This window comes from Pseudomonas sp. NPDC088429 (assembly GCF_044753305.1).
GTDB lineage: Bacteria > Pseudomonadota > Gammaproteobacteria > Pseudomonadales > Pseudomonadaceae > Aquipseudomonas > Aquipseudomonas rustica.
The window spans coordinates 14530-39132 of record NZ_JBIVMX010000019.1; the positions used below are offsets into that span (position 1 = coordinate 14530).

The 24603-nt window shown below is 59.5% G+C and carries 21 protein-coding genes and 2 pseudogenes; 9 read left to right on the forward strand and 14 right to left on the reverse strand.

Annotated features, from left to right (window positions below; translation table 11 throughout):
• Window positions 1–56: 56 nt before the first annotated feature.
• The 5 genes from rng to mreB all read right to left on the reverse strand — a co-directional run bounded on the left by rng (window position 57) and on the right by mreB (window position 5058).
• Complete coding sequence (gene rng, locus ACIP66_RS12515; RefSeq protein WP_053117087.1) at window positions 57–1514, reverse strand: ribonuclease G; 1458 nt, start codon at window positions 1512–1514, stop codon at window positions 57–59.
• 58 nt (window positions 1515–1572) lie between these two features.
• Window positions 1573–2169, reverse strand: coding sequence for a nucleoside triphosphate pyrophosphatase (locus ACIP66_RS12520; protein WP_053117086.1), 597 nt, complete (start codon window positions 2167–2169; stop codon window positions 1573–1575).
• 86 nt (window positions 2170–2255) lie between these two features.
• A complete protein-coding gene (gene mreD, locus ACIP66_RS12525) occupies window positions 2256–2747 on the reverse strand; it encodes a rod shape-determining protein MreD (protein WP_053117085.1) in 492 nt (163 codons plus the stop codon).
• Entirely contained in the window at window positions 2747–3877 is a 1131-nt protein-coding gene (gene mreC, locus ACIP66_RS12530) for a rod shape-determining protein MreC (protein ID WP_082341383.1), read from the reverse strand. Before mreC ends, mreD begins: the two co-directional genes overlap by 1 nt.
• 143 nt (window positions 3878–4020) lie before the next feature.
• Window positions 4021–5058 (reverse strand): rod shape-determining protein MreB, encoded by a 1038-nt coding sequence (mreB, locus tag ACIP66_RS12535; RefSeq protein ID WP_400648430.1) that lies wholly within the window; start codon window positions 5056–5058, stop codon window positions 4021–4023.
• Window positions 5059–5270: 212 nt separating this feature from the next.
• Between mreB and gatC the strand changes: the two genes are divergently transcribed.
• The 6 genes from gatC to ACIP66_RS12565 all read left to right on the forward strand — a co-directional run bounded on the left by gatC (window position 5271) and on the right by ACIP66_RS12565 (window position 10485).
• A complete protein-coding gene (gene gatC, locus ACIP66_RS12540) occupies window positions 5271–5558 on the forward strand; it encodes an Asp-tRNA(Asn)/Glu-tRNA(Gln) amidotransferase subunit GatC (protein WP_007901429.1) in 288 nt (95 codons plus the stop codon).
• Between the two features lie 16 nt (window positions 5559–5574).
• Window positions 5575–7026: an Asp-tRNA(Asn)/Glu-tRNA(Gln) amidotransferase subunit GatA gene (gatA, locus tag ACIP66_RS12545; protein ID WP_025109475.1), complete on the forward strand. Its 1452-nt coding sequence runs from the start codon at window positions 5575–5577 to the stop codon at window positions 7024–7026.
• 10 nt (window positions 7027–7036) lie between these two features.
• On the forward strand, window positions 7037–8482 hold the full coding sequence (gene gatB / locus ACIP66_RS12550; protein ID WP_008085412.1) for an Asp-tRNA(Asn)/Glu-tRNA(Gln) amidotransferase subunit GatB: 1446 nt from the start codon (window positions 7037–7039) through the stop codon (window positions 8480–8482).
• A 149-nt stretch (window positions 8483–8631) separates the two neighbouring features.
• Window positions 8632–9003 carry a septal ring lytic transglycosylase RlpA family protein gene (locus ACIP66_RS12555; RefSeq protein WP_400648434.1) on the forward strand — a complete coding sequence of 124 codons (372 nt, stop codon included), beginning with the start codon at window positions 8632–8634 and terminating at the stop codon, window positions 9001–9003.
• 46 nt (window positions 9004–9049) lie between these two features.
• On the forward strand, window positions 9050–10111 hold the full coding sequence (locus ACIP66_RS12560; protein WP_400648437.1) for a calcium/sodium antiporter: 1062 nt from the start codon (window positions 9050–9052) through the stop codon (window positions 10109–10111).
• Window positions 10108–10485 (forward strand): carboxymuconolactone decarboxylase family protein, encoded by a 378-nt coding sequence (locus tag ACIP66_RS12565; RefSeq protein ID WP_187676762.1) that lies wholly within the window; start codon window positions 10108–10110, stop codon window positions 10483–10485. Before ACIP66_RS12560 ends, ACIP66_RS12565 begins: the two co-directional genes overlap by 4 nt.
• Before the next feature lie 83 nt (window positions 10486–10568).
• On the opposite strand, the gene ACIP66_RS12570 is transcribed toward ACIP66_RS12565, so the two are convergent.
• From ACIP66_RS12570 to kdgD, 5 genes are all read right to left on the reverse strand, one after another.
• Window positions 10569–11510 (reverse strand): AEC family transporter, encoded by a 942-nt coding sequence (locus tag ACIP66_RS12570; protein WP_159812145.1) that lies wholly within the window; start codon window positions 11508–11510, stop codon window positions 10569–10571.
• Between the two features lie 267 nt (window positions 11511–11777).
• Entirely contained in the window at window positions 11778–13331 is a 1554-nt protein-coding gene (gene garD / locus ACIP66_RS12575; protein ID WP_400648441.1) for a galactarate dehydratase, read from the reverse strand.
• Window positions 13332–13342: 11 nt separating this feature from the next.
• Complete coding sequence (locus tag ACIP66_RS12580; RefSeq protein ID WP_053117078.1) at window positions 13343–14704, reverse strand: MFS transporter; 1362 nt, start codon at window positions 14702–14704, stop codon at window positions 13343–13345.
• A 267-nt stretch (window positions 14705–14971) separates the two neighbouring features.
• Complete coding sequence (locus ACIP66_RS12585; protein ID WP_400648444.1) at window positions 14972–16417, reverse strand: aldehyde dehydrogenase family protein; 1446 nt, start codon at window positions 16415–16417, stop codon at window positions 14972–14974.
• Window positions 16418–16479: 62 nt separating this feature from the next.
• Window positions 16480–17391, reverse strand: a complete 912-nt coding sequence (gene kdgD, locus ACIP66_RS12590) for a 5-dehydro-4-deoxyglucarate dehydratase (RefSeq protein ID WP_093435890.1) — start codon at window positions 17389–17391, stop codon at window positions 16480–16482.
• Window positions 17392–17844: 453 nt separating this feature from the next.
• Here kdgD and ACIP66_RS12595 point away from each other — a divergent pair, with 453 nt between their 5' ends.
• Window positions 17845–18054, forward strand: coding sequence for a hypothetical protein (locus ACIP66_RS12595; RefSeq protein ID WP_400648448.1), 210 nt, complete (start codon window positions 17845–17847; stop codon window positions 18052–18054).
• Window positions 18055–18063: 9 nt separating this feature from the next.
• Here ACIP66_RS12595 and ACIP66_RS12600 read toward each other — a convergent pair whose 3' ends face one another.
• From ACIP66_RS12600 to ACIP66_RS12615, 4 genes and pseudogenes are all read right to left on the reverse strand, one after another.
• Window positions 18064–18813 (reverse strand): FadR/GntR family transcriptional regulator, encoded by a 750-nt coding sequence (locus ACIP66_RS12600; RefSeq protein WP_177329666.1) that lies wholly within the window; start codon window positions 18811–18813, stop codon window positions 18064–18066.
• Between the two features lie 175 nt (window positions 18814–18988).
• Window positions 18989–20716 (reverse strand): ABC transporter ATP-binding protein/permease, encoded by a 1728-nt coding sequence (locus tag ACIP66_RS12605; RefSeq protein WP_400648450.1) that lies wholly within the window; start codon window positions 20714–20716, stop codon window positions 18989–18991.
• Window positions 20717–20812: 96 nt separating this feature from the next.
• Window positions 20813–21229: pseudogene (locus tag ACIP66_RS12610) on the reverse strand (response regulator transcription factor); the annotation flags it as partial.
• A pseudogene (locus tag ACIP66_RS12615) lies at window positions 21215–22300 on the reverse strand (ATP-binding protein); the annotation flags it as partial. The pseudogenes ACIP66_RS12615 and ACIP66_RS12610, both read right to left, overlap by 15 nt.
• A 237-nt stretch (window positions 22301–22537) precedes the next feature.
• Here ACIP66_RS12615 and ACIP66_RS12620 point away from each other — a divergent pair.
• Window positions 22538–23254: an SIMPL domain-containing protein gene (locus ACIP66_RS12620; RefSeq protein ID WP_400648453.1), complete on the forward strand. Its 717-nt coding sequence runs from the start codon at window positions 22538–22540 to the stop codon at window positions 23252–23254.
• Window positions 23255–24214: 960 nt separating this feature from the next.
• On the forward strand, window positions 24215–24603 hold a 389-nt coding region (locus ACIP66_RS12625; RefSeq protein WP_400648455.1), incomplete at its 3' end, for an ABC transporter substrate-binding protein.

Sequence of the window (24603 nt, forward strand, 5' to 3'; positions counted from 1 at the left end):
AATAAAACTGCGAAAAGCTGAGGCCAGCCGCGGTAGAAAAAATGTGACGCAGGGGATCAGAGCAGCACCACGTCGTATTGTTCCTGGGAATACATGGTTTCCACCTGGAAGCGAATGGTGCGACCGATAAACCCTTCAAGTTCGGCGACGTTACCCGATTCTTCATCGAGCAGTCGATCAACCACTTTCTGGTTCGCCAGTACGCGATAACCCTCGGCCTGATAGGCACGGGCCTCACGCAGAATCTCGCGGAAAATCTCGTAACAGATGGTTTCCGGAGTCTTCAATTTGCCACGGCCCTGGCAACTGCTGCACGGTTCGCACAGTACTTGCTCAAGACTTTCGCGGGTGCGCTTGCGGGTCATCTGCACCAGGCCCAACTCGGTGATGCCGATGATGTTGGTCTTGGCGTGATCGCGCTCCAGCTGTTTCTCCAGCGTGCGCAGCACCTGACGCTGGTGCTCTTCATCTTCCATGTCGATGAAGTCGATGATGATGATCCCGCCCAGATTGCGCAGGCGCATCTGCCGGGCAATTGCGGTGGCGGCTTCGAGGTTGGTCTTGAAAATGGTTTCTTCAAGGTTGCGATGACCGACGAACGCGCCAGTGTTGACGTCGATGGTGGTCATGGCTTCCGCCGGATCGATCACCAGATAGCCGCCGGATTTCAACGGGACTTTGCGCTCAAGGGCGCGCTGGATTTCGTCTTCAACGCCGTAGAGGTCGAAAATCGGCCGCTCGCCCGGGTAATGTTCCAGACGATCGGCGATCTCCGGCATCAGCTCGGCGACGAACTGCGTGGTTTTCTGGAAGGTTTCCCGCGAGTCGATGCGGATCTTCTCGATCTTCGGGCTGACCAGATCACGCAGCGTGCGCAAGGCCAGACCGAGGTCTTCGTAGATCACGCTCGGCGCGCCGATGGTTTTGATTTGTTCGTTGATCTGATCCCACAAACGGCGCAGATAACGAATGTCCATGAGGATTTCTTCGGCGCCAGCGCCTTCAGCCGCGGTGCGCAGGATAAAGCCGCCCGCCTCCTGAATGCCTTCTTTGGCCACACAATCGCTGACCACTTTTTTCAGGCGTTCGCGCTCGGCTTCGTCTTCGATTTTCAGGGAAATGCCGACGTGGGCGGTGCGCGGCATGTACACCAGATAGCGCGACGGGATCGACAGTTGTGTGGTCAGGCGTGCGCCTTTCGAACCGATCGGGTCTTTGGTGACTTGCACCACCAGGCTCTGGCCTTCGTGCACCAGCGCGCTGATGCTTTCAACGGAGGAGCCTTCGCGCAGGGAAATTTCCGAGGCATGAATGAACGCGGCGCGATCCAGACCGATGTCGACGAATGCTGCCTGCATGCCCGGCAGTACCCGGACGATCTTGCCTTTATAGATGTTGCCGACGATCCCGCGTTTTTGCGTGCGCTCGACATGGACTTCTTGCAGCACACCGTTTTCGACCACCGCCACGCGCGACTCCATCGGCGTGATGTTGATCAGAATCTCTTCACTCATGGCAGGATCTCGTTCAGACATTTTCACGATAATGGCCGCATCTGGTTTCGTACGACGCTCATTGCGCGCTTAGGTTTTGCCAACAGGGTATGCCGAAATGGCCCAGCAGTTCTGCGGTTTCGCAAACAGGCAACCCGACCACCGCCGAGTAACTGCCATTGAGCCCGGCGACAAACACTGCGCCGAGGCCCTGAATGCCATAGCCACCGGCCTTGTCGCGGGGTTCACCGCTGGCCCAGTAGGCCGCGGCTTCTTCACGACTGATTGGGCGGAACCGCACCAGACTGCGCACCACGCGCGACTCGCAACGCTCGTCGTCGAGTACGGCGATTGCCGTCAGCACTTCATGCTCCTTGCCGGACAACATCATCAGCATGGCGCATGCGTCGGCTTCGTCCACCGGTTTGCCGAGAATTTTACCGTCGAGCACCACAGCGGTATCCGCGCCCAGCACACAATGCTGTTCGGCGGACACGAGCGTGCGTCGCCCGGCCTCGGCTTTGCCGCGCGCCAGACGCTCGACGTAGGCCGAAGGGGATTCGTTGGTTAAAGGGGTTTCATCGATGTCCGCGCTGATGGCGGTGAACGGCACGCCGATCTGCGTGAGCAATTCACGCCGACGCGGCGAACCTGAGGCAAGGTAAAGCGACTTCATCACGACATCTCCCTGTTTAGTGCCCTGCCTCACAAATACTCTTCCCTGTTGGCGGCGTCACCGGTGCGGGCACATGCCTGATCGACTCAATTGATCTTGTAGCGGCGGCGCAATCCACGCAGAGCGAAGCTGATCCACGGCCAGAGCAAGGCGCTGACCAGTGCCGGCAATACCAGCGCCAGCGTCGGTTGACGGTTGCCGGTCAACGCGCTGAGCCACAGCTGCACGAGCTGGGCGAGGCCGAAAATCACCAGAATCACCAGGCACTGCTGCCACATCGGAAACATGCGCAAGCGCTGCTGCAACGAGAGGACGAGGAAAGTAATCAGCGTCAGGATCAAGGCGTTCTGCCCCAGCAGCGTGCCGTAGAGCACGTCTTCAGCTAGCCCCAGACAAAACGCGGTGACCATACCGACCGTTTGCGGCATGTACAGCGCCCAGAATGTCAGGAGCAGTGCCAGCCACAGCGGGCGGAGGATTTCCATGAATTGCGGCAACGGCGAAACACTGAGCAGCAGGCCGATGGCAAAGGTCAGCCAGACGATCCAGCCGTTACGCGAGGCAGTCGCTCCGACCATTATTCTTGTCTCCCGGTGGTGGCGGGCGCAGTCACCGGCGGTTTCGCCGCTGGCCGTGCAGCCGGCTGAGCGGCCGGAGGTTTACTGGCGGCGGGCGGTTTAGACGCCGCTGGCGGTTTGCTCGCAGCCGGCTTGGCCGGGGTCGCAGCGGCAGCGGCCGGTGCGGCGGGCGTTGCTGCTGGAGTCGCCGCAGCGGCGGCAGGTGGCGTGACGGTTTTCGGCACAGTGGCCGGAATCACCGGGCCACCGCCCTGCGCGTCGAGATTTTCCTGGGCTTGCGCGGCGTCATTGGCGCGCTCTTCCGGCGTGCGGGTGTCGCTGAACACCAGCAGCATGTAGCGGCTGCGATTCAGGGCTGCCGTCGGCACGGCGCGGACGATGGCGAAGGGCTGACCGGAATCGTGGATCACTTCCTTGACGGTCGCCACCGGGTAACCGGCCGGGAAACGCTGGCCGAGACCCGAACTGACCAGCAGATCGCCTTCTTTGATGTCGGCGGTGTCGGCAACGTGGCGCAATTCCAGACGTTCCGGGTTACCGGTGCCGCTGGCAATTGCGCGCAAACCGTTACGGTTCACCTGCACAGGAATGCTGTGAGTGGTGTCGGTCAACAGCAATACACGTGAGGTGTACGGCATCAACTCGACCACCTGGCCCATCAAGCCGCGCGCATCGAGCACCGGTTGACCGAGCACCACGCCATCGCGCTCACCTTTATTGATGATGATGCGATGGGTGAAGGGATTGGGATCCATGCCGATCAACTCGGCCACTTCGACCTTTTCGTTGACCAGTGCGGAAGAGTTCAGCAACTCGCGCAGCCGAACGTTCTGCTCGGTGAGGGCGGCAAGCTTTTGCATGCGACCCTGCAGCAGCAGGTTTTCGGTCTTGAGTTTTTCATTTTCGGCGACAAGCTCGGTACGGCTGCCGAATTGACTGGCCACGCCTTCCCATAAACGTCCGGGCAGGTCAGTGATCCAGTAGGCATCCATCAGCACCAGCGACATCTGGCTGCGTGCAGGCTTGAGCAGACTGAAGCGGGCATCGACGACCATCAGCGCGACCGACAGCACGGCCAGCACCAACAGGCGCACACCCAACGAAGGGCCTTTGGCGAAAAGCGGTTTAATAAGCCGCTCCTCCCAGGCAAATGTTCTGTTTATTCATACGGCATCAAACCGGCCTGGATGAAGACTGACAGAAGATAAACGCCAACAGGCAGCACTGCAAAGTGCTGCCTGCGCGCGCTCACCCACGTATTGCACTCAGCGACTTATTCGCTGGAGAGCAAGTCCATGGTGTGCTTGTCCATCATTTCCAATGCACGGCCACCGCCGCGAGCAACACAGGTCAGCGGATCTTCGGCAACGATCACCGGCAGACCGGTTTCCTGCGCCAGCAACTTGTCGAGGTCACGCAGCAATGCGCCACCACCGGTCAGCACCAGGCCACGCTCGGCGATGTCGGAAGCCAGTTCCGGCGGCGATTGCTCCAGCGCGCTTTTCACGGCCTGAACGATGGTGGCCAGGGACTCTTGCAGAGCTTCCAGCACTTCGTTGGAGTTCAGGGTGAATGCGCGTGGAACGCCTTCGGCCAGGTTGCGACCGCGAACATCGACTTCGCGAACTTCGCCGCCCGGGTAGGCGGTACCGATTTCCTGTTTGATGCGCTCAGCGGTGGATTCACCGATCAGGCTGCCGTAGTTACGGCGCACGTAGGTGATGATCGCTTCGTCGAAGCGGTCGCCGCCAACGCGTACGGATTCGGCATAGACCACACCGTTCAGGGAGATCAGTGCGATTTCAGTGGTACCACCACCGATATCCACGACCATCGAACCGCGCGCTTCTTCGACCGGCAGGCCGGCACCGATCGCAGCGGCCATTGGCTCTTCGATCAGGAACACTTCACGGGCACCGGCACCAAGAGCCGATTCACGGATGGCGCGACGCTCAACCTGGGTGGATTTGCATGGAACGCAGATCAGCACACGAGGGCTAGGCTGCAGAAAGCTGTTTTCGTGAACTTTGTTAATAAAGTATTGCAGCATCTTTTCGCAGACGCTGAAGTCGGCGATCACGCCGTCTTTCATCGGACGAATGGCAGCTATGTTGCCCGGCGTACGACCGAGCATGCGCTTGGCTTCGGTGCCGACAGCGACGACACTTTTCTGATTACCGTGTGTCCGAATAGCCACAACCGATGGCTCAATCAGGACGAGACCGCGCTCGCGCACGTAAATAAGGGTGTTGGCAGTGCCCAGGTCAATGGAAAGATCGCTGGAAAACATGCCACGCAGTTTCTTGAACATGGGAAAGGGACCCTAGGCAACGCGTGGGTAAAAAAGTGCGGCAAACTCTAACAACGACAGGGATTTTGGGCAAGGCGCCAATATGTTAAATTGGCCGCTTTTCTGTGCACCAAGCCCCACAATCGCGGCCTTATGACCGTAGAAGTGCGGTAGTGTTCCGAACAATCTAACACACGGACGCCGTGTGTTCTGTTTTCCACTGGAGAATCCCGATGGCGCTAGAACGCTCCGACGTGGAAAAGATTGCTCATCTGGCCTGCCTTGGCCTCAATGATGCTGATCTTCCACACATTACTTCCGCCCTCAACAGCATTCTCGGGCTGGTCGACGAAATGCAGGCTGTTAATACCGACGGTATCGAGCCTCTGGCCCACCCGCTGGAAGCCAGTCAGCGCCTGCGTGCCGACGTCGTGACCGAGACTAATCACCGCGAGGCCTACCAGTCCATCGCACCAGCGGTCGAAAACGGCCTGTATCTGGTTCCGAAAGTCATCGACTAAAGGGAAAGAGCCTGCAATGCATCAAATGACTCTGGCCGAGATCGCCCGCGGTCTCGCCGATAAAAAGTTTTCCTCCGAAGAGCTGACCAAAGTCCTGCTGGCGCGTATCACCCAGCTCGATCCGCAGCTCAACAGTTTCATCAGCCTCACCGAAGAGCTGGCCCTCGAGCAGGCGAAAGCCGCCGATGCCCGCCGCGCCAACGGTGAGAGCGGCGCCCTGCTCGGTGCGCCGATCGCCCACAAAGACCTGTTCTGCACCCAGGGCATTCGCACCAGTTGCGGCTCGAAGATGCTCGACAACTTCAAGGCCCCGTACGACGCAACCGTGGTCGCGAAGCTGGCCGCTGCCGGCGCCGTCACCCTGGGCAAGACCAACATGGACGAATTCGCCATGGGTTCGGCCAACGAGTCGAGCTGGTACGGCGCGGTGAAAAACCCGTGGAACCTGGAACACGTACCGGGCGGTTCGTCCGGCGGTTCGGCGGCCGCAGTTGCCGCTCGTCTGTTGCCTGCGGCGACGGCCACCGATACCGGCGGTTCGATTCGTCAGCCAGCAGCGTTCACCAACCTCACCGGCCTGAAACCGACGTACGGTCGCGTTTCGCGCTGGGGCATGATCGCTTACGCCTCCAGTCTCGATCAGGGCGGCCCGTTGGCGCGCACGGCCGAAGACTGCGCAATTTTGTTGCAAGGTATGGCTGGCTTCGATCAGAACGACTCCACCAGCATCGATGAGCCGGTTCCGGATTACTCCGCAAGCCTCGGCGATTCGCTGCAAGGCCTGCGCATCGGCGTGCCGAAGGAATACTTCAGCGCCGGTCTCGACCCGCGCATCGCCGAGCTGATCCAGAACAGCATTAAAGAGCTGCAGAAGCTCGGTGCCGTGATCAAGGAAATCAGCCTGCCGAATATGCAGCACGCGATTCCGGCGTACTACGTGATCGCGCCAGCAGAGGCTTCTTCGAACCTGTCGCGTTTCGACGGCGTGCGTTTCGGCCATCGCTGCGAGCAACCGAAAGACCTGATCGACCTGTACAAGCGCTCCCGTGGCGAAGGCTTCGGCCCGGAAGTCCAGCGCCGGATCATGGTCGGTGCCTATGCGCTGTCCGCCGGTTACTACGACGCCTACTACCTGAAAGCGCAGAAGATCCGTCGTCTGGTGAAGAACGACTTCATGGCTGCGTTTAATGAAGTCGATATTATCCTCGGCCCAACCACGCCGAACCCGGCCTGGAAACTCGGCGCGAAGAACAGTGACCCGGTCGCTGCTTATCTGGAAGACGTCTACACCATCACCGCCAACCTCGCGGGCCTGCCGGGCCTGTCGATGCCGGCCGGTTTTGTCGACGGCTTGCCGGTTGGCGTGCAGTTGCTTGCGCCGTATTTCCAGGAAGGCCGTTTGCTCAACGTTGCGCACCAGTATCAGTTGAACACTGACTGGCACACCCGCACCCCAACCGGCTTCTGAGGAGACACACATGCAATGGGAAGTCGTGATCGGGCTGGAGATTCACACTCAGCTCACTACCCGGTCGAAAATCTTTTCCGGTAGTTCCACCACATTCGGTTCCGAGCCGAACACCCAGGCCAGCCTGATCGATCTGGGCATGCCCGGCGTTCTTCCGGTGCTGAACCAGGAAGCGGTGCGTATGGCGGTGATGTTCGGTCTGGCGATTGACGCCGAGATCGGTCAGCACAACGTGTTCGCCCGTAAAAACTACTTCTATCCGGACTTGCCGAAGGGCTACCAGATCAGCCAGATGGAATTGCCGATCGTTGGCAAGGGCCACCTGGACATCGCGCTGGAAGACGGCACCGTCAAACGTGTCGGCATCACCCGCGCGCACCTGGAAGAAGACGCCGGCAAGAGCCTGCACGAAGAATTCAATGGTGCCACCGGTATCGACCTGAACCGTGCCGGCACGCCGCTGCTGGAAATCGTTTCCGAGCCGGACATGCGCAGCGCCAAGGAAGCCGTGGCTTACGTCAAGGCGATCCACGCGCTGGTGCGTTATCTGGGCATCTGCGACGGCAACATGGCCGAAGGTTCGCTGCGTTGCGACTGCAACGTGTCGATCCGTCCGAAAGGTCAGGTTGAGTTCGGCACGCGTTGCGAGATCAAGAACGTCAACTCGTTCCGCTTCATCGAGAAGGCGATCAACTCCGAGATCCAGCGTCAGATCGAGCTGATCGAAGACGGCGGCAAAGTGATCCAGCAGACCCGTCTGTACGATCCGAACAAGGACGAGACCCGTCCGATGCGTTCGAAAGAGGAAGCCAACGACTACCGTTACTTCCCCGATCCGGATCTGCTGCCGGTGGTCATCGAAGAGTCGTTCCTCGGCGAAGTGCGCGCCACCCTGCCGGAACTGCCTCCGCAGAAACGCGAGCGTTTCCAGGAGCAATTCGGTCTGTCGGTCTATGACGCCAGCGTGCTGGCCACCAGCCGCGAACAAGCCGATTACTTCGAGAAAGTCGCGAGCATCGGCGGCGACGCCAAACTGGCGGCGAACTGGGTGATGGTCGAGTTGGGCAGCCTGCTCAACAAGCAAGGCCTGGACATCGACGAGTCGCCGGTTTCCGCAGAACTGCTGGGCGGCATGCTGCTGCGCATCAAGGACAACACCATCTCCGGCAAGATCGCCAAGGTGGTGTTCGAAGCGATGGCCAACGGTGAAGGCAGCGCAGACGAGATCATCGAAAAACGTGGCCTGAAGCAAGTGACCGACAGCGGCGCAATCTCGGCGGTACTCGACGAAATGCTCGCGGCCAACGCCGAGCAAGTTGAACAGTATCGCGCGGCGGATGAAGCCAAACGCGGCAAGATGTTCGGCTTCTTTGTCGGTCAGGCGATGAAAGCGTCGAAAGGCAAAGCCAACCCGCAGCAAGTGAACGAACTGCTGAAAAGCAAGCTCGAAGGCTGACCGCAATTGAGCCAGATCCAAAGCCTGGCTCTATTCCCTGTGGGAGCGAGCTTGCTCGCGAAGGCGTCATGACATTCAACATCAATGCTGAATGTGACGGCCTCTTCGCGAGCAAGCTCGCTCCCACATTGTTATCTGGGAGCTTTCGAATGAAACGTCTGCTCGGCGCCTGCGCCCTGCTCTCTTTGCTGGCCGGTTGTGCCAGTACCGACACCATCGACCCGCACGGTTACGACCAGACCGGCGTCGCTTCTTATTACGGTGTCAAGCACCACGGTAAACGCACTGCCAGTGGCGAAGCGTTCAACCAGAATTCCCTGACCGCCGCCCACCGCCAGCTACCCTTTGGCACGCGGGTGAAGGTCACCAACCTGAAAAACGATGAGTCCGTTGTGGTGCGCATCAACGATCGTGGCCCGCATACGCGTGGACGCCTGATTGATGTTTCACGCGAAGCCGCCAAACAACTCGGTATGCTCAGCAGCGGTACCGCGCGGGTTCGCGTGCAGGCCCTCGACTGATGGAGCGCTGACCATTTTCGGACTGACCGATTTACCGCTGATCAGCGTGATCGAATTGCTCGCCGGCCTGTGCCTGCTGATCTTCGGCGCCGAACTGATGGTGCGCGCGGCGGTGCGGCTGGCCGAGCGTCTGCATGTGCGTCCATTGATCATCGGCCTGACCATTGTCGCCCTCGGCAGCAGTGCGCCGCAGATGGCCGTCAGCGTACAAGCCGCGCTGGGGCACAACCCCGACATCGCCGTCAGCAGTGTGGTCGGCAGCAGCATCTTCAACATCCTTGTAACTCTCGGCCTGTCGGCGCTGATCATTCCGCTGCGCGTGTCACGGCAACTGGTGCGTCTCGACATTCCGCTGATGATCGGCGCCAGTCTGCTGGTGTTCGTGTTGGCGTGGAACGAGGAAATCAGCCGCTTCGACGGCATTCTCTTGGTCGGCGCTTTGGCGTTGTATCTCGGCTTGCTGTTGCGCCAGTCACGGCACTCGGCGCGACCGCATTCCGCGCAACCCGACGCGGTAAAAACCTCATGGCTTGCCAGCGTTTTGATGATCATCGTCGGGCTGGCGATGCTGGTATTCGCCGGGCATCTGCTGCTCGGCGCCGCTGTGGTAGTGGCGACGGATCTGGGCTTCTCGGAACGGGTGATCGGTTTGACCGTGGTCGCTGTCGGCACCTCGCTGCCGGAACTGGCGACCTCGCTGATCGCCGCCCTGCGCGGACAACGCGACATCGCCGTGGGCAACGTGATCGGCGCCAATCTGTTCAACCTGCTCGGCGTGCTCGGCCTCACCGCTTTGATCGCGCCGACACCATTGTCGGTATCGCCGAACGCACTGGATTTCGATCTGCCGGTGATGCTCGGCGTGGCCGCGCTGTGCCTGCCGGTGTTCTATTCCGGCTACCGCGTGACCCGCGCCGAAGGTTTGTTGCTGCTCGGTTTGTATCTGGTCTACGGGCTGCACGTGGTGTCGTTCACCACCGGCATGCCGCTGGCCGGCAAGCTCGAGCGCTTGATGCTGTTTTACGTTCTGCCGCCGCTGCTGGGGTATTTGTTGTTTACGTCCATCCGCGCCTGGCGCCGCCAACACCACAAGAGTGATATGCCATGACCGAATCGAAGAAGTCCGGGGTAGAAGTTCGCCGCCAGGTAATGGGCGATGCGTTTGTCGATCGTGCGCTGGGCAACGCCACCGAGTTCACCCAGCCGCTGCAGGATTTCGTTAATGAACATGCCTGGGGCGGCGTGTGGAATCGCGAAGGTTTGCCGCTGAAGACGCGCAGCTTGATTACCCTGGCCGCGCTGACGGCGCTGAAGTGTCCGCAGGAGCTGAAGGGGCATGTACGTGGGGCGTTGAATAACGGCTGCACAGTGGACGAGATTCGTGAGGCGCTGCTCCATTGCGCGGTGTATGCCGGCGTGCCGGCGGCGATAGATGCGTTTCGCGCGGCGCAGGAAGTGATCGATACCTACCAGAAAAGCTAAAAGATCGCAGCCTTCGGCAGCTCCTACAGGAACGCATGCCCATGTAGGAGCTGCCGCAGGCTGCGATCTTTTGATGTTGCCCTTTAGATCCACCCACCCCACTGCAAAACAAAGATCCCGACATTGGTGGTAATCGCTGCCATCAACGTGGTCAGCACAATAATCGCCGCCGCCAACTCATGATTGCCTTGCGCCGCCCGCGCCATGACAAAACTCGCCGCCGCCGTCGGGCTGCCGAAGTACAGAAACAGAATCCCCAACTCCGCCCCACGAAAGCCGCACAACCACGCCCCGAGCGTCGCCAGCACCGGCAAACCGATCATCTTCACCAGACTCGAACTGAGCGCCATGTTGCCGCTCTTGCGCAACGCCGCCAGCGATAGCGTGCCGCCGATGCAAATCAGCGCCAGCGGCAAGGTGGTTTGCGCCAGATACTGACCTGAGGTCTCCAGCCACCCCGGCAAACCGATCTTGAAATAAGCAAACGGCGCCGCCGCTATCACGCTGATGATCAGCGGATTGCTGAACACACTTTTGCAGATGCTCCACGGATCGGACTTGATCACCGGGCTGTACACCGCCAGCACGATGGTCGACAGCGTGTTGTAAAACAGGATCACCAACGCCGCGAGAATCGCCCCGAGGGAGATCCCGTAATCGCCGTACATGCTCGCCGCCAGCGCCAGACCGATCACGCCGTTGTTGCCGCGAAACGCACCCTGCGTGTAGATACCGCGATCTTCACGCGGGCACTTGAAAATTGCCCAGCCCCAGGCGATGGCAAAACAGACGAGTGTGGCGACGGAGAAGTAGATCAGCAGCGCCGGTTGCAACGCGGCGTGCAGGTCGGCGTGCAGAATGCCGAGGAACAACAGCGCCGGCATGGTCACGTTGAACACCAGCGCCGAGGCGGTGTGGATGAAATTGTCGTTGATCCAGTCGATGCGCTTGAGCAACACACCGAGAAACAGCATGGCAAACACCGGCGCGGTGATGTTCAGGGTTTCGAGGAAAATTGCCAGCATGCCGAGGGAGCCTTGGGTGAGCGTCGTTAGGTGGCAATGATAAAGCAAAAGCCCCTCACCCTAGCCCTCTCCCGGAGGGAGAGGGGACTGACCGGGGGATATTCAAAAAATCCGCCGACCTGAAATGACTTCGTTGAATCCATAATCAACTCGGTATTTCAGGTCGATGTATTGCGCAAGACAACTCGGTCGGCCCCCTCTCCCTCCGGGAGAGGGATGGGCGGGCGGCGTTCCGATGAGGGTAGCTTTTGCCCTACCCCAAAACCATCAGGTAATCGGCGCCGGGTTAAACAACGTAATGTCGTTATGCAGCTTGTGCCTCTCCGCCCACGTCTGCTGCTTGCCGCTGGCAACATCCAGATAGTAGTGAAACAACTCCCAACCCAATTCCTCAATCGTCGCGCGCCCGGTGGCAATCCGCCCGGCGTCGATATCAATCAGATCCGGCCAACGCTGCGCCAGCTCAGTGCGCGTCGAAACCTTCACCACCGGCGCCATCGCCAAACCGTACGGCGTACCCCGCCCGGTGGTGAACACATGCAAATTCATCCCGGCCGCTAGCTGCAACGTCCCGCAGACAAAATCACTCGCCGGCGTCGCACAGAAAATCAGCCCCTTCTGCTTGAAACGTTCACCCGGGCCGAGCACGCCATTGATCGCGCTGCTGCCGGATTTGACGATCGACCCCAGCGACTTCTCGACGATGTTCGACAACCCGCCCTTCTTGTTCCCCGGCGTGGTGTTGGCGCTGCGATCCGCCTCGCCCTTGGCCAGATAGCGGTCGTACCAGTCCATTTCGCGCACCAGTTCTTCGGCGACGGTCTTGGTCTCGGCGCGAGAGGTCAGCAGGTAAATCGCATCACGCACTTCGGTGACTTCGGAAAACATCACCGTGGCCCCCGCGCGCAACAACAAGTCGGAGGCATAGCCCAGCGCCGGGTTGGCGGTGATCCCGGAAAACGCATCGCTGCCGCCGCATTGCATGCCAAGAATCAACTCGGACGCCGGCACGGTTTCGCGGCGGCGCTGGTCGAGTTTCTTCAGGCGCACTTCCGCCAGTTGCATGATCTGCTCGATCATCTCGGTAAAACCGTGACTGGAATCCTGCAAGCGATACAGCCACGGATCACTGAGATCGACCGACGCATCGTCCTCGTGCATCACCTGCCCGGCCTGCAATTTCTCGCAGCCCAGACTGATCACCAACGCCTCGCCGCCGAGGTTCGGGTTGCGCGCCAGATTGCGCACGGTGCGAATCGGGATGTAGGCGTCGGTGGCGGTGATCGCCACGCCGCAGCCGTAACTGTGCGTCAGCGCCACCACGTCATCGACGTGCGGGTACTTCGGCAGCAGCTCATCCTTGATGCGTTTCACCGCGTGATCGAGCACGCCGGTGACGCACTGCACGGTCGTAGTAATGCCGAGAATATTGCGCGTGCCGACGGTGCCGTCAGCGTTGCGATAGCCTTCGAAGGTGAAGCCTTCCAGCGGTGCCTGCGCGTCCGGCACGTCGGTGGACAGCGGCAAGCTGTCCAGTGGCGGCGCGGTCGGCATGCGCAGTTGATCTTCCTTGACCCAACTGCCCCGGCGGATCGGCTGCAACGCGTAGCCAATCACCTGACCGTAGCGAATCACCTGGCCGCCCTCGGCAATGTCTTCCAGAGTGATCTTGTGGCTCTGCGGCACGAATTCCACGGTCACCAGACCATCGGCAAATTCAGTGCCGGCCGGTGCGCCTTGGTCATTGACCACGACCACCACATTGTCCCGCTCGTGCAGGCGGATGTGGCGCGGCGAGTCGGAATGTTCAATCAACTGCATGACGCCGCTCCTCAGGAATGCGCTTGAGACAATTTACCGCTGGCTTCAACACCGCCGTTGGTTGGCGGCTCTTTGAGTACCACACGTTTGATCGGGCCAACGATGACCAGATAGCTGAACACCGCCACCAGTGCGTTGGCACCGACGAACACCAGCGCCCATTTGAACGAACCGGTGGAGCTGATGATGTAGCCAATCACGATCGGCGTGGTAATCGAAGCAATGTTGCCGAAGGTGTTGAACAGGCCACCGCTCAGACCGGCAATCTGTTTTGGTGAGGTGTCGGAGACCACCGCCCAGCCCAGTGCGCCAACGCCTTTGCCGAAGAAGGCCAGGGCCATGAAGCCGACGACCATCCATTCCACATCAACATAGTTGCAGGCGACGATGCTGCTGGACACCAGCAAACCAGCGATGATCGGTGCTTTACGGGCGAAGGTCAGCGAGTGGCCCTTGCGCAGCAGGTAATCGGAAATCACCCCGCCAAGCACGCCGCCAATGAAGCCGCAGATCGCCGGCAACGAGGCGATGAAACCGGCCTTGAGAATGGTCATGCCACGCTCCTGCACCAGGTACACCGGGAACCAGGTCAGGAAGAAATAGGTGATGCCGTTGATGCAGTATTGACCCAGATACACACCGAGCATCATGCGATTGGTCAGCAACTGACGGATGTAATCCCATTTCGGGCCGTCGGACTTTTTGCCCGTCTGATCCATGTCGACCATGCCGCCGTTTTCAGCGATGTGCTTGAACTCGGCTTCGTTGATGCGTGGGTGCTCACGCGGGCTGTAGATCACTTTCAGCCAGACCAGCGAGAACACAATCCCGAGAATCCCCATGACAATGAACACGTGCTCCCAACCGAAGGAGTACACGATCCAGCCCATCAGCGGCGCGAACAACACGGTGGCAAAGTACTGCGCCGAGTTGAAGATCGCCGACGCGGTACCGCGCTCAGCGGTCGGGAACCACGCCGCTACGATGCGTGCGTTGCCCGGGAACGATGGCGCCTCAGCCAGACCAACGAGGAAGCGCAGCATAAACAGCGCAACGATCGCCGTGGACATGCCGAACTCACCGACAAAGCCTTGCAGCACGGTGAACAGCGACCAGGTGAAAATGCTCAGGGCGTAAACTTTTTTCGAGCCGAAACGATCGAGCAGCCAGCCACCAGGAATTTGCCCGGCCACGTAGGCCCAACCGAATGCAGAGAAGATGTAGCCGAGGGTGACCGCGTCGATGCCGAGGTCTTTTTGCAGGCTGGAGCCGGCGATGGCGATCGTGGCGCGGTCGGCGTAGTTGATCGTGGTCACGAGGAACAGCATGAGCAAGATCAAATAGCGGACGTGAGTCGGCTTGGACGATTGCATGTAGATGTACTCCCACTGATTATTTTTATGCGCGGGTGAATCTTCTTTGGTGCCCGGTTTTCCGGGTGTCCCTGTATTACGGGATGTCCGTATTTCGGGTTCCCTGTAATACGGGATGTCCGTATTTCGGGTTCCCTGTAATACGGGATGTCCGTATTTCGGGTTCCCTGTAGGAGCTGCCGAAGGCTGCGATCTTTTGATCTTGACCTTGAAAACAGGATCAAAAGATCGCAGCCTTCGGCAGCTCCTACAGGGGTATTGCGTGTATCAGGAACCGACGTACGCGGTTTTCACCACGGTGTAGAACTCCTGGGCATAGCGGCCTTGCTCACGTGAGCCATAGGATGAACCTTTACGGCCACCGAACGGAACGTGGTAATCGACGCCGGCGGTCGGCAAGTTGACCATCACCATCCCGGCCTGCGAGTGACGTTTGAAGTGGTTGGCGTACTTCAGCGAGGTCGTCGCGATACCCGCCGACAGACCGAACTCGGTGTCGTTGGCCATCGCCAACGCCGCGTCGTAATCCGCCACGCGAACGATGTTGGCCACCGGGCCGAAGATCTCTTCGCGGCTGATGCGCATTGACGCTTCGCTGTCGGCAAACAGCGTTGGCGCGAGGAAGTAGCCTTCGGTGTCGCAGGTCACCAGACCACCGCCGCTGACCAGACGCGCACCTTCGGACTGACCGATGTCGATGTACTTCATGTCCTGTTCAAGCTGTGCTTGCGAAACCACTGGACCGATGTCGGTGCCGGATTTCAGCGCGTGACCGACTTTGATCGACTTCATGCGCTCAGCCATCGCTTCGACAAATTTGTCGTGAATCCCGGCGGTGACGATCAAGCGGCTCGACGCGGTGCAACGCTGACCGGTGGAGTAAAACGCGCTCTGTACCGACAACTCGACCGCTTGCTTAAGGTCAGCGTCGTCGAGAATGATCTGCGGGTTTTTGCCGCCCATTTCCAGCTGCACTTTCGCCTGACGCGACACGCAGTTAACGGCGATCTGACGACCCACACCCACCGAACCGGTGAAGCTGATGCCGTCGACTTTCGGGCTCTGCACCAGCGCATCGCCAACCACTCGACCGCTGCCCATCACCAGGTTGAACACGCCAGCCGGGAAGCCTGCGCGGGAGATGATTTCCGCCAGCGCCCAAGCGCAACCCGGCACCAGATCGGCCGGTTTCAGCACGACACAGTTACCGTAGGCGAGCGCCGGAGCAATCTTCCACGCCGGAATCGCGATCGGGAAGTTCCACGGGGTGATCAGACCGACCACACCCAGCGCTTCGCGGGTGACCTCGACGTTGACGCCCGGACGCACCGACGGCACGTAATCGCCGGACAGGCGCAGGCATTCACCGGCGAAAAACTTGAAGATGTTGCCGGCGCGGGTCACTTCGCCGATGGCTTCAGGCAGGGTCTTGCCCTCTTCCCGCGCCAGCAAGGTGCCGAGTTCTTCGCGACGAGCGAGGATTTCCGTGCCGACTTTATCCAGCGAATCGTGACGGGCCTGAATGCCCGAAGTCGACCAGTTCGGGAACGCAGCGCGCGCCGCGTCGATGGCCGCGTGAACCTGAGTCAGATCAGCCTTGGCGTAGTCGCCGATGGTGTCGCTCAACTCGGACGGGTTGATGTTGGCCGAGTAATCGGCACCGGCAACCCATTCACCGTTGATGTAATTGTCGTAACGCTTGGAATCAGTCACAGCCTTTTCTCCTCTCGACGCAAAAGCCGCTGATTGCGCAGCGGCCTCGGTTTGTTCGGGGGTTATTGCGCACCTTGCTTGTCGATCAGCGCGGCGAGCATTTCGTACTCTTCGCCGGTCAAGTCGGTCAGCGGTGCGCGCACCGGGCCGGCGTCATAGCCAGCGATTTTGGCGCCGGCCTTGACGATGCTCACGGCGTAACCGGCCTTGCGGTTGCGGATGTCGAGGTACGGCAGGAAGAAGTCGTCGATGATCTTGCCGACGGTGGCGTGATCTTCGCGAGCGATCGCGTGGTAGAAATCCATCGCGGTTTTCGGAATGAAGTTGAACACCGCCGAGGAGTAAACCGGCACGCCCAGCGCCTTGTAGGCAGCGGCGTAGACTTCGGCGGTCGGCAAGCCACCGAGGTAGCTGAAGCGATCACCGAGGCGGCGACGGATCGACACCATCAACTCGATATCGCCCAGACCGTCCTTGTAACCGATCAGGTTCGGGCAGCGCTCGGCCAGACGTTCCAGCAGCGGCGCGTTGAGGCGGCAAACGTTGCGGTTGTAGACGACCACGCCGATGTTGACCGATTTGCACACGGCTTCAACGTGTGCGGCAACGCCGTCCTGACTGGCTTCGGTCAGGTAGTGCGGCAGCAGCAGCAAGCCTTTGGCGCCCAGACGCTCGGCTTCCTGTGCGTATTCGATGGCCTGACGGGTCGAACCGCCGACACCGGCGAGAATCGGCACGCTGGTTTCGCAAGTGTCGACGGCTGTCTTGATGATTTCCGAATATTCGCTGGCGGCCAGGGAGAAGAACTCACCGGTGCCGCCCGCTGCGAACAGAGCCGAAGCGCCGTACGGGGCCAGCCATTCCAGACGCTTGATGTAGCCCGCACGGTTGAAATCACCCTGCGCATTGAAATCGGTAACCGGGAAGGACAGCAGGCCGGCAGAGAGGATGGACTTCAGTTCTTGTGGATTCATTATTCGAACACCCTGGGTAGCAATATTGTTGTGATTGTCACGTTCAGCCTTTGCTGAAGTTGTAGGTCATCGTACAACTTAAAAGATAACCGTCAACTGCATTTCATCGTTGTGGGTGGTTTTTTGTCGGACAGGATTGCTTTTATCGTTATTTAAGGCCGTGGCAGAGCCCTCGAGCAACCATGGAGAAAAGTTAATAGAGCGGAGGTAAGGAGAGATGTTGTCCTAAGACTGAAAAATCTATGACGGCGGCTGGCCCCATCGCGAGCAGGCTCACTCCCACATTGGAACGCATTTCAAGGTAGGAGTGAGCCTGCTCGCGATGGCGATTTCAGGACGATGCAAAGGCGTCAGAAAGCATGACCATTCGTCGAAAGTGGTACTTCTTACAGGTGCCGGCTTCTGAAAAAGCAGGCCGAATCGGAGAAATTTCCAGCCCAGGAAGCCCCCGACATGAAGACCATGCATCGCTTCAACTTCTCTCCCGATTCACGAGTTGCTCCGCTGGAGATCCCCCGAGAATTCGACCTGCACGTTCAGATCAACGACTTTGTCGAATTCGAAGCTCTGCCCGATCAACGCTTTGTCATTGTCGAAAAAACCTTCAAATTACTGTTCGACGGACAAATCGATTACATCGACTATGAAGTCGATGAGCTTTGATCTTTCCCTTTATCCCCGCTGCGCCTGCGCCTCTTCATGAGCCTGGCGCAGCCTTTCGCGGCTGTTGGTCAGATGCAACCGCATCGCCGCTCTTGCCGCATCGGAATCCTGCCGGGCAATCGCCTGATAAATCTCTTCATGCTCGCGGCTGACGCGATTCATGTAGTGCTGCTGATCGTCATGGGCCAGACGTGCTGAGTTCAGACGCGTGCGCGGAATGATGCTGGTGCCGAGGTGGGTCATGATGTCGGTGAAGTAGCGGTTGCCGGTCGACAGCGCGATTTCCAGGTGGAAGGCGAAATCGGACGCGACGGCATCGCTGGCGTGGGCGACGCTGTCGTTCAGTGCATCGAGGGCGGCGCGCATGGTTGCCAGTTGCTCCGGACTGCGGCGTTGCGCGGCGAGGCCAGCGGACTCGACTTCGAGGCTGATGCGCAATTCGAGTATGGCCAAAACATCACGCAAGGTGACGACGGTGGCCGGATCGATGCGAAAGCCGCTTGGGCTCGGCGTGTCGAGCACAAACGTGCCGATGCCGTGGCGGGTTTCCACTTGTCCGGCGGCTTGCAGACGGGAGATCGCCTCGCGCACCACGGTGCGACTGACGCCGTGCTCCTGCATGATCGCCGACTCGGTGGGCAACTTATCGCCCCGTTTGAGCAGGCCGTCACGGATCTGCTCGGTCAGCACCGTCACCAGTTCCTGTGCCAGGCTGCGGCGCTTGCGCGGGAAGCGTGGGGTGTCGATCAGATTTTCCATGGTCTGCATTTTGTCTCGAAAATTCGGCTTGAGGCCATCATAGCTCAAGCGGGTTGTACGATCACTGTCAACGCGACCTCCTTGTAGGAGCTGCCGAAGGCTGCGATCTTTTGATTTTATGGATCAAGATCAAAAGATCGCAGCCTCCGGCAGCTCCTACAAGGGCTCCGGGGGGTCAGGCGGTTACGGGTTGCTCGACGAGATGGCCGCTGTCAATGCGTACATGTCTAGGGTGGAAGCGTTTCAAACTGCTGCGGTGGCCGACGCTGACGATACTCAACCCTGGCAACTGATCGATCAACGCCTGATACAACGTCGCCTCATCCTCTTCATCCATCGCCGATGTGGCTTCGTCCATGTACAGCCAATGCGGTGCGTAAAGCAGCGCGCGGGCGAAGGCCAGTCGTTGCTGCTCACCCGGCGACAGCATGCGCTGCCAGTGATTGGCTTCATCCAGTCGCGCCACCAGATGTGGCAAGCGGCAGGTTTCCAGCACCTCGGCATAACGTTCAGGCGCGTAGGTCTCGCTCGGTTGTGGATAACTCAATGCTTCGCGCAACGTGCCGATTGGCAGATAGGGTTTTTGCGGCAGGAACAGGTAACGCGCCGCCGGCAGACGAATGTTGCCGTGCCCCGCTGGCCACAAATGCCCCATCGCCCGCAGCAGTGTCGATTTACCACTGCCGGAACGCCCGTTCAGCATCACTCGATCACCCGGTTCAACGGTCATGTCGGCGCTGGTCAGCAGATGACGACCGTCGGCCAGATCCAGACCGAGGTTGTGCACCTTCAATTCGCTGCCCTGATTCAGCACATCGATCGCAGGCTTGCGCTCTTCGTTATCGGTCATCGCCTGACGGAAACTCAGCAGACGATCACACGTGGCACGCCACGAAGCGAGGCTCTGATAGGCACTGATGAACCAGCTGAAACTCTCCTGCACGTTGCCGAACGCCGAGCTGATCTGCATCAGCTCACCGAGCTCGATCTTGCCGGCAAGGTAACGCGGCGAAGCGACAATAAACGGGAAAATAATCGCCGCCTGGCTGTAACCGGCGGTGAAGAACGTCAGGCGCTTGGACACTTTCATGATGTCCCAGAAGTTGTGCCAGACATTGCCGAAGCGGCCGCTCAAGCGACGATTTTCGTTCGGTTCGCCGTTGTACAACGCGATGCTTTCGGCGTTCTCACGAATCCGCACCATGGAAAAACGCAGGTCGGCTTCGAAGCGTTGTTGTTGGTTGTTCAGGCCGATCAAGCGACGACCGATCAAATGCGTCAGCCAACTGCCGACGATCGCGTAAACCAGTACGCACCAGAACATGTAGCCGGGAATGGTCACGCCATAGACTTCGATACTGCCCGACACGCCCCACAAAATGATCGAAAACGACACCAGGCTGACGATATTGCGCAGCAGGCCAATGCCCAGTTCGAGGGAGTCAGAGGTGAAGTTCTTGAGGTCTTCGGAAATCCGCTGATCCGGGTTATCGGTATAACCGCCCTGCTCCAGCTGGTAGTAATTCTTGTCGGAAAGCCAACGGGAGAAATGCTTTTCGGTGAGCCAGGCCCGCCAGCGAATCGTCAGCATCTGCGTCAGATACAGCCGATACACCGCGCCGATAATCGCCACGGCGGCAATTCCGCAGAAATACAGAATCAACTGCCAAAACGCCGCCTCGTCTTTCTTTTGCAGCGCGTTGTAAAAGTCTTTGTACCAGGTGTTGAACCACACTGAGATGCCCACGCTGAGCAGCGAGAGCGCAATCACGGCAATCAACAGCGTCCAGGCCTTGCCCTTCTCTTCACTGCGCCAATACGGCGTGATGATCGCCCACACCTTGCGAAAAAACTGCCCGCGCACAGCATCGTTGACCGCGGAATATTCAGCGTTCTGATTCATGGAAAAGGCTCGATATAGAAAAGAACAGACACGCACCGATCATAGTTGATCGGTGCGTTTTATCGCGAGGGCTGGCGATAGTCGTTCAGCGCAGGTTCAGCGACGAACCGGGCGCTTCTGCAGTTTGCGCTGCAGGGTGCGGCGGTGCATGCCCAGGGCGCGGGCAGTGGCGGAGATGTTGCCTTCGTGTTCGGTGAGCACGCGCTGGATGTGTTCCCACTGCAGGCGGTCAACCGACATCGGGTTTTCCGGCACCAGACTGTCGAGGTCGGCGTGCTCGGAGAGCAGCGCGGCCAATACGTCGTCGGCGTCGGCCGGTTTGCACAGGTAGTTGCAGGCGCCGCGCTTGATCGCTTCGACCGCGGTGGCAATGCTCGAATAACCGGTGAGGATCACCACGCGCATTTCCGGATCCAGCTCCAGCAGCTTGGGCAGCAGCACCAGACCGGAGTCGCCGTCCATTTTCAGGTCGAGCGCGGCGTAGTCCGGCAGATCGGCCTGGGCGATGGCCAGCGGCACACCGGCGCCGTGATCACGAATGCTGATGGTGACGTCTTCGGCATCCCAATCCAGGGTTACCTGAAGGTTTTCCGGGCAGGCGTCGGCGGCGTTGTTCAGCAGATTGAGCAGCGCCTGGGTCAGATCCGGCGGCGGCGCCATGCGCGGCACCGTGCCTTGGCCGAGACGATGGAAACGGTAACTTGCCTCGGGACGCATCAGGTGCCAGCGATTGAGTGCCTCGTCGAGCCAGTCGGTGACGTCTTGCATATCAATCGCCAGACGACGATTGGCTTCGGCGGCGCGCACCAGTTGCTGCAGGGTTTCCTTGCAGAGTTTGACCTGATCTTGCAGCACTTTCAGATCGTCCTGCAGCAGCGGATCGGGGTGATCCTGCTGCATCTCTTTGAGCAGCACGCTCATGGTCGCCAGCGGCGTGCCGAGTTCATGGGCAGCGCCGGCGGCTTGCGTCGCAACAGCGAGCAGCTGTTGATCGCGCAGACCTTCTTCACGGCGAATCGCTCGCAGTTCTTCCTGACGACGCAGCTCTTCGGCCATGCGCGCAGCGAAGAAGGTGATGACCGCAGCGGCGAGTGCGAAGCTCAGCCACATGCCGTAGACCTGCAGATTCTCGCGGGCGATCGGCAAGGTTTCCAGCGGATAGAACCGCGTCAGCATTACCGTGTACAAGGCCAGCGCGATGCCCGACAGCACCACCGAATAGCGCCACGGCAGCGTCACCGCAGCGATGGTCAGCGGCACCAGATAATAGGAAACGAACGGGTTGGTCGAACCGCCGGAGAAATACAGCAGCGCACTGTGGATCACCAGATCACAGGCCAGTTGCAGCGCGTATTCGAGCTCGGTCACCGGCCACGAGGTGCGCAGGCGCACGGCGGTGAACACGCAGAGCAGCGTCGAGCAGCCGAGGGTCATCGCCAGTTGCACCCACGGCAACGGCAACAGTTGCAGCCAATAAGCCAGGCCTACGGAGCCAGCCTGCGCGGCGAGCACCAAGGTGCGGATGAACGTCAACCGCCAGAGGTTCTGGCGAGTGGCGGAAGTCAGTTGTACGGGGGCGAGCATGAGCTCTCCTGATGAGCGCTCCAGGCGGATCGCACGGAGTATAACCAAGCCACGGGCTTGAGAGGCGAAAGTGCGGCAAACGACCACACCGCAAAAGCTGCAAGTTTCGAGCTGCAAGCGGCAAGTAAAAGCTTTTGGCTTGCAGCTTGAGGCTTGCAACTTGAAGCTGCTTTCTGGAGTCTGATGGTTTCACGCAGGCCCCCGAACCATCACCTGCGCCCTCATCAAGGAGCTTTCATGCACACATTTCGCCGCAGCGCCGCCCTTCTCGCCCTGACCGTCGGCAGCGTCGCCAGCCTCCCGGCCCTGGCCGCCGATGAGCTGCACTACAACCAGATTTCCCTGCGCGCCGAAGTCAGCACGGAAGTCGCCCGCGACCTGATGATCGTCACCCTCTACACCGAAGAACAAAACACCGACCCGGCCAAACTCGCCGCCGACATCAGCACCGCCATGAACAAGGCCCTCGGCCAGGCCAAACAAGTCAAAGACGTCACCCTGCGCCAAGGCAGCCGCAACAGCTACCCGATCTACGACACCAAAGGCCAAAAGATCACCGGCTGGCGTGAACGCGCAGAACTGCGCTTGGAAAGCTCCGACTTCGCCGCCCTATCCAAACTCACCGGCGAACTGCTGGGCGACCTGAAAATGGGCGGCATGGACTTCGCCATCGCCGACCCGACCCGCAAGGCCAGCGAAGACAAACTCCTCAAAGAAGCCGTCACCGCCTTCAAAAACCGCGCCCAACTGGCCACCGACGCACTCGGCGGCAAGGGCTACAAAATCGTCAACCTGAACCTCAACAGCAACGGTTACCCACAACCGTACCTGCGCGCACCGATGATGATGAAAGCGGCGGCAATGGATGCAGCGCCGGTGACGCCGGAAGTTGAAGCGGGCACAAGCCAGGTCAGCATGACGGCGGATGGCGCGATTGAAGTATTGATGCAGTGATTTGATTTTGGGCTGAATGAAAAACCGGCGATCAGTAGTGATCGCCGGTTTTTTTATGAATCAAAAGCAAACCCTCACCCTAGCCCTCTCCCAGAGGGAGAGGGGACTGATCGGGGTGTATGGGCGAGGTACGCCGACGTGAGATATCGAGCCGAACACAGATTTTGAGAAGCCCACCATCGGCTCCCTCTCCCTCGGGAGAGGGCTGGGTGAGGGGCGAATCCAACGAAGATCAAAAGATCGCAGCCTTCGGCAGCTCCTACATGAAATCGCGGCAAACCTACGCCAACCACTAGGCCGAGTGTCAGCTCGCCTGCTTTTGATCTTGATCTCAGAGCCCGTCGGGAGGCTGAGTGGAGGGATTCATACGGGGAAAGCATCGAGAGGAGGTGCAGCGAAGCAAACCGTAGGCGATGCCCCCGGATGAACCCGGAGCGAAGGAACCCGAGCCTTAGCGAGGGCCGGACGTCAGGGCACAGACCTTTGCTTCCTTTGGGGCGTTTGCCAAAGGGAGTCGCCGTAAGGGCGAAACCATTATCAGAAACGCCACCAAAAACGGATATTCACCCAAGGCGCTACCAAAAGAAGCACCCCAGTTGCACCCAGTACAACCTCCAAAAAAATCCACAACCCAACCCCCACCAAGCCCCCACCCAAACCTCAGAAAAATCCTACAAAAACCAACAGTATAAATAAGTAACACCCAGCCCCACCCCGGCGCACACAACGTGACCAACGCACCGTTTTGGGGCTCCATTTGCACCGTAAAAAACCCGCGCAAACGGTCAAATGCGTCAAAACTTACACAGATGCGACATTAAGGTACGTACGTGCCACCGTTTAACGCTCGCACACACTCTGGATCTTGCAATGGGTATGGCCCCTGCATAAGTATCCGCAGGCACGACTCACGAGGTCGTACCTCACTACTAAAAAATGACAACAAATCATGAGGCCAACATGCTTAAACACGCGGTCATTCCGTTTCTAGTCGGCGCAGGCTTGTTAGCCTCCGCACCTTTCGCATCCGCTGCGACTAACCTGGTGTTCTGCTCCGAAGGCAGCCCGGCCGGTTTCGACCCGGGCCAGTACACCACCGGAACCGACTTCGACGCCTCAGCTGAAACCATGTTCAACCGTCTGACCCAGTTCGAACGCGGCGGCACCGCTGTGATTCCTGGTCTGGCGACCAAGTGGGACATCTCCGACGATGGCCTGACTTACACCTTCCACCTGCGTGAAGGCGTCAAGTTCCACACCACCCCGTATTTCAAGCCGACTCGTGAGTTCAACGCCGACGACGTGCTGTTCACCTTTAATCGCATGATTAACAAGGATGACCCGTTCCG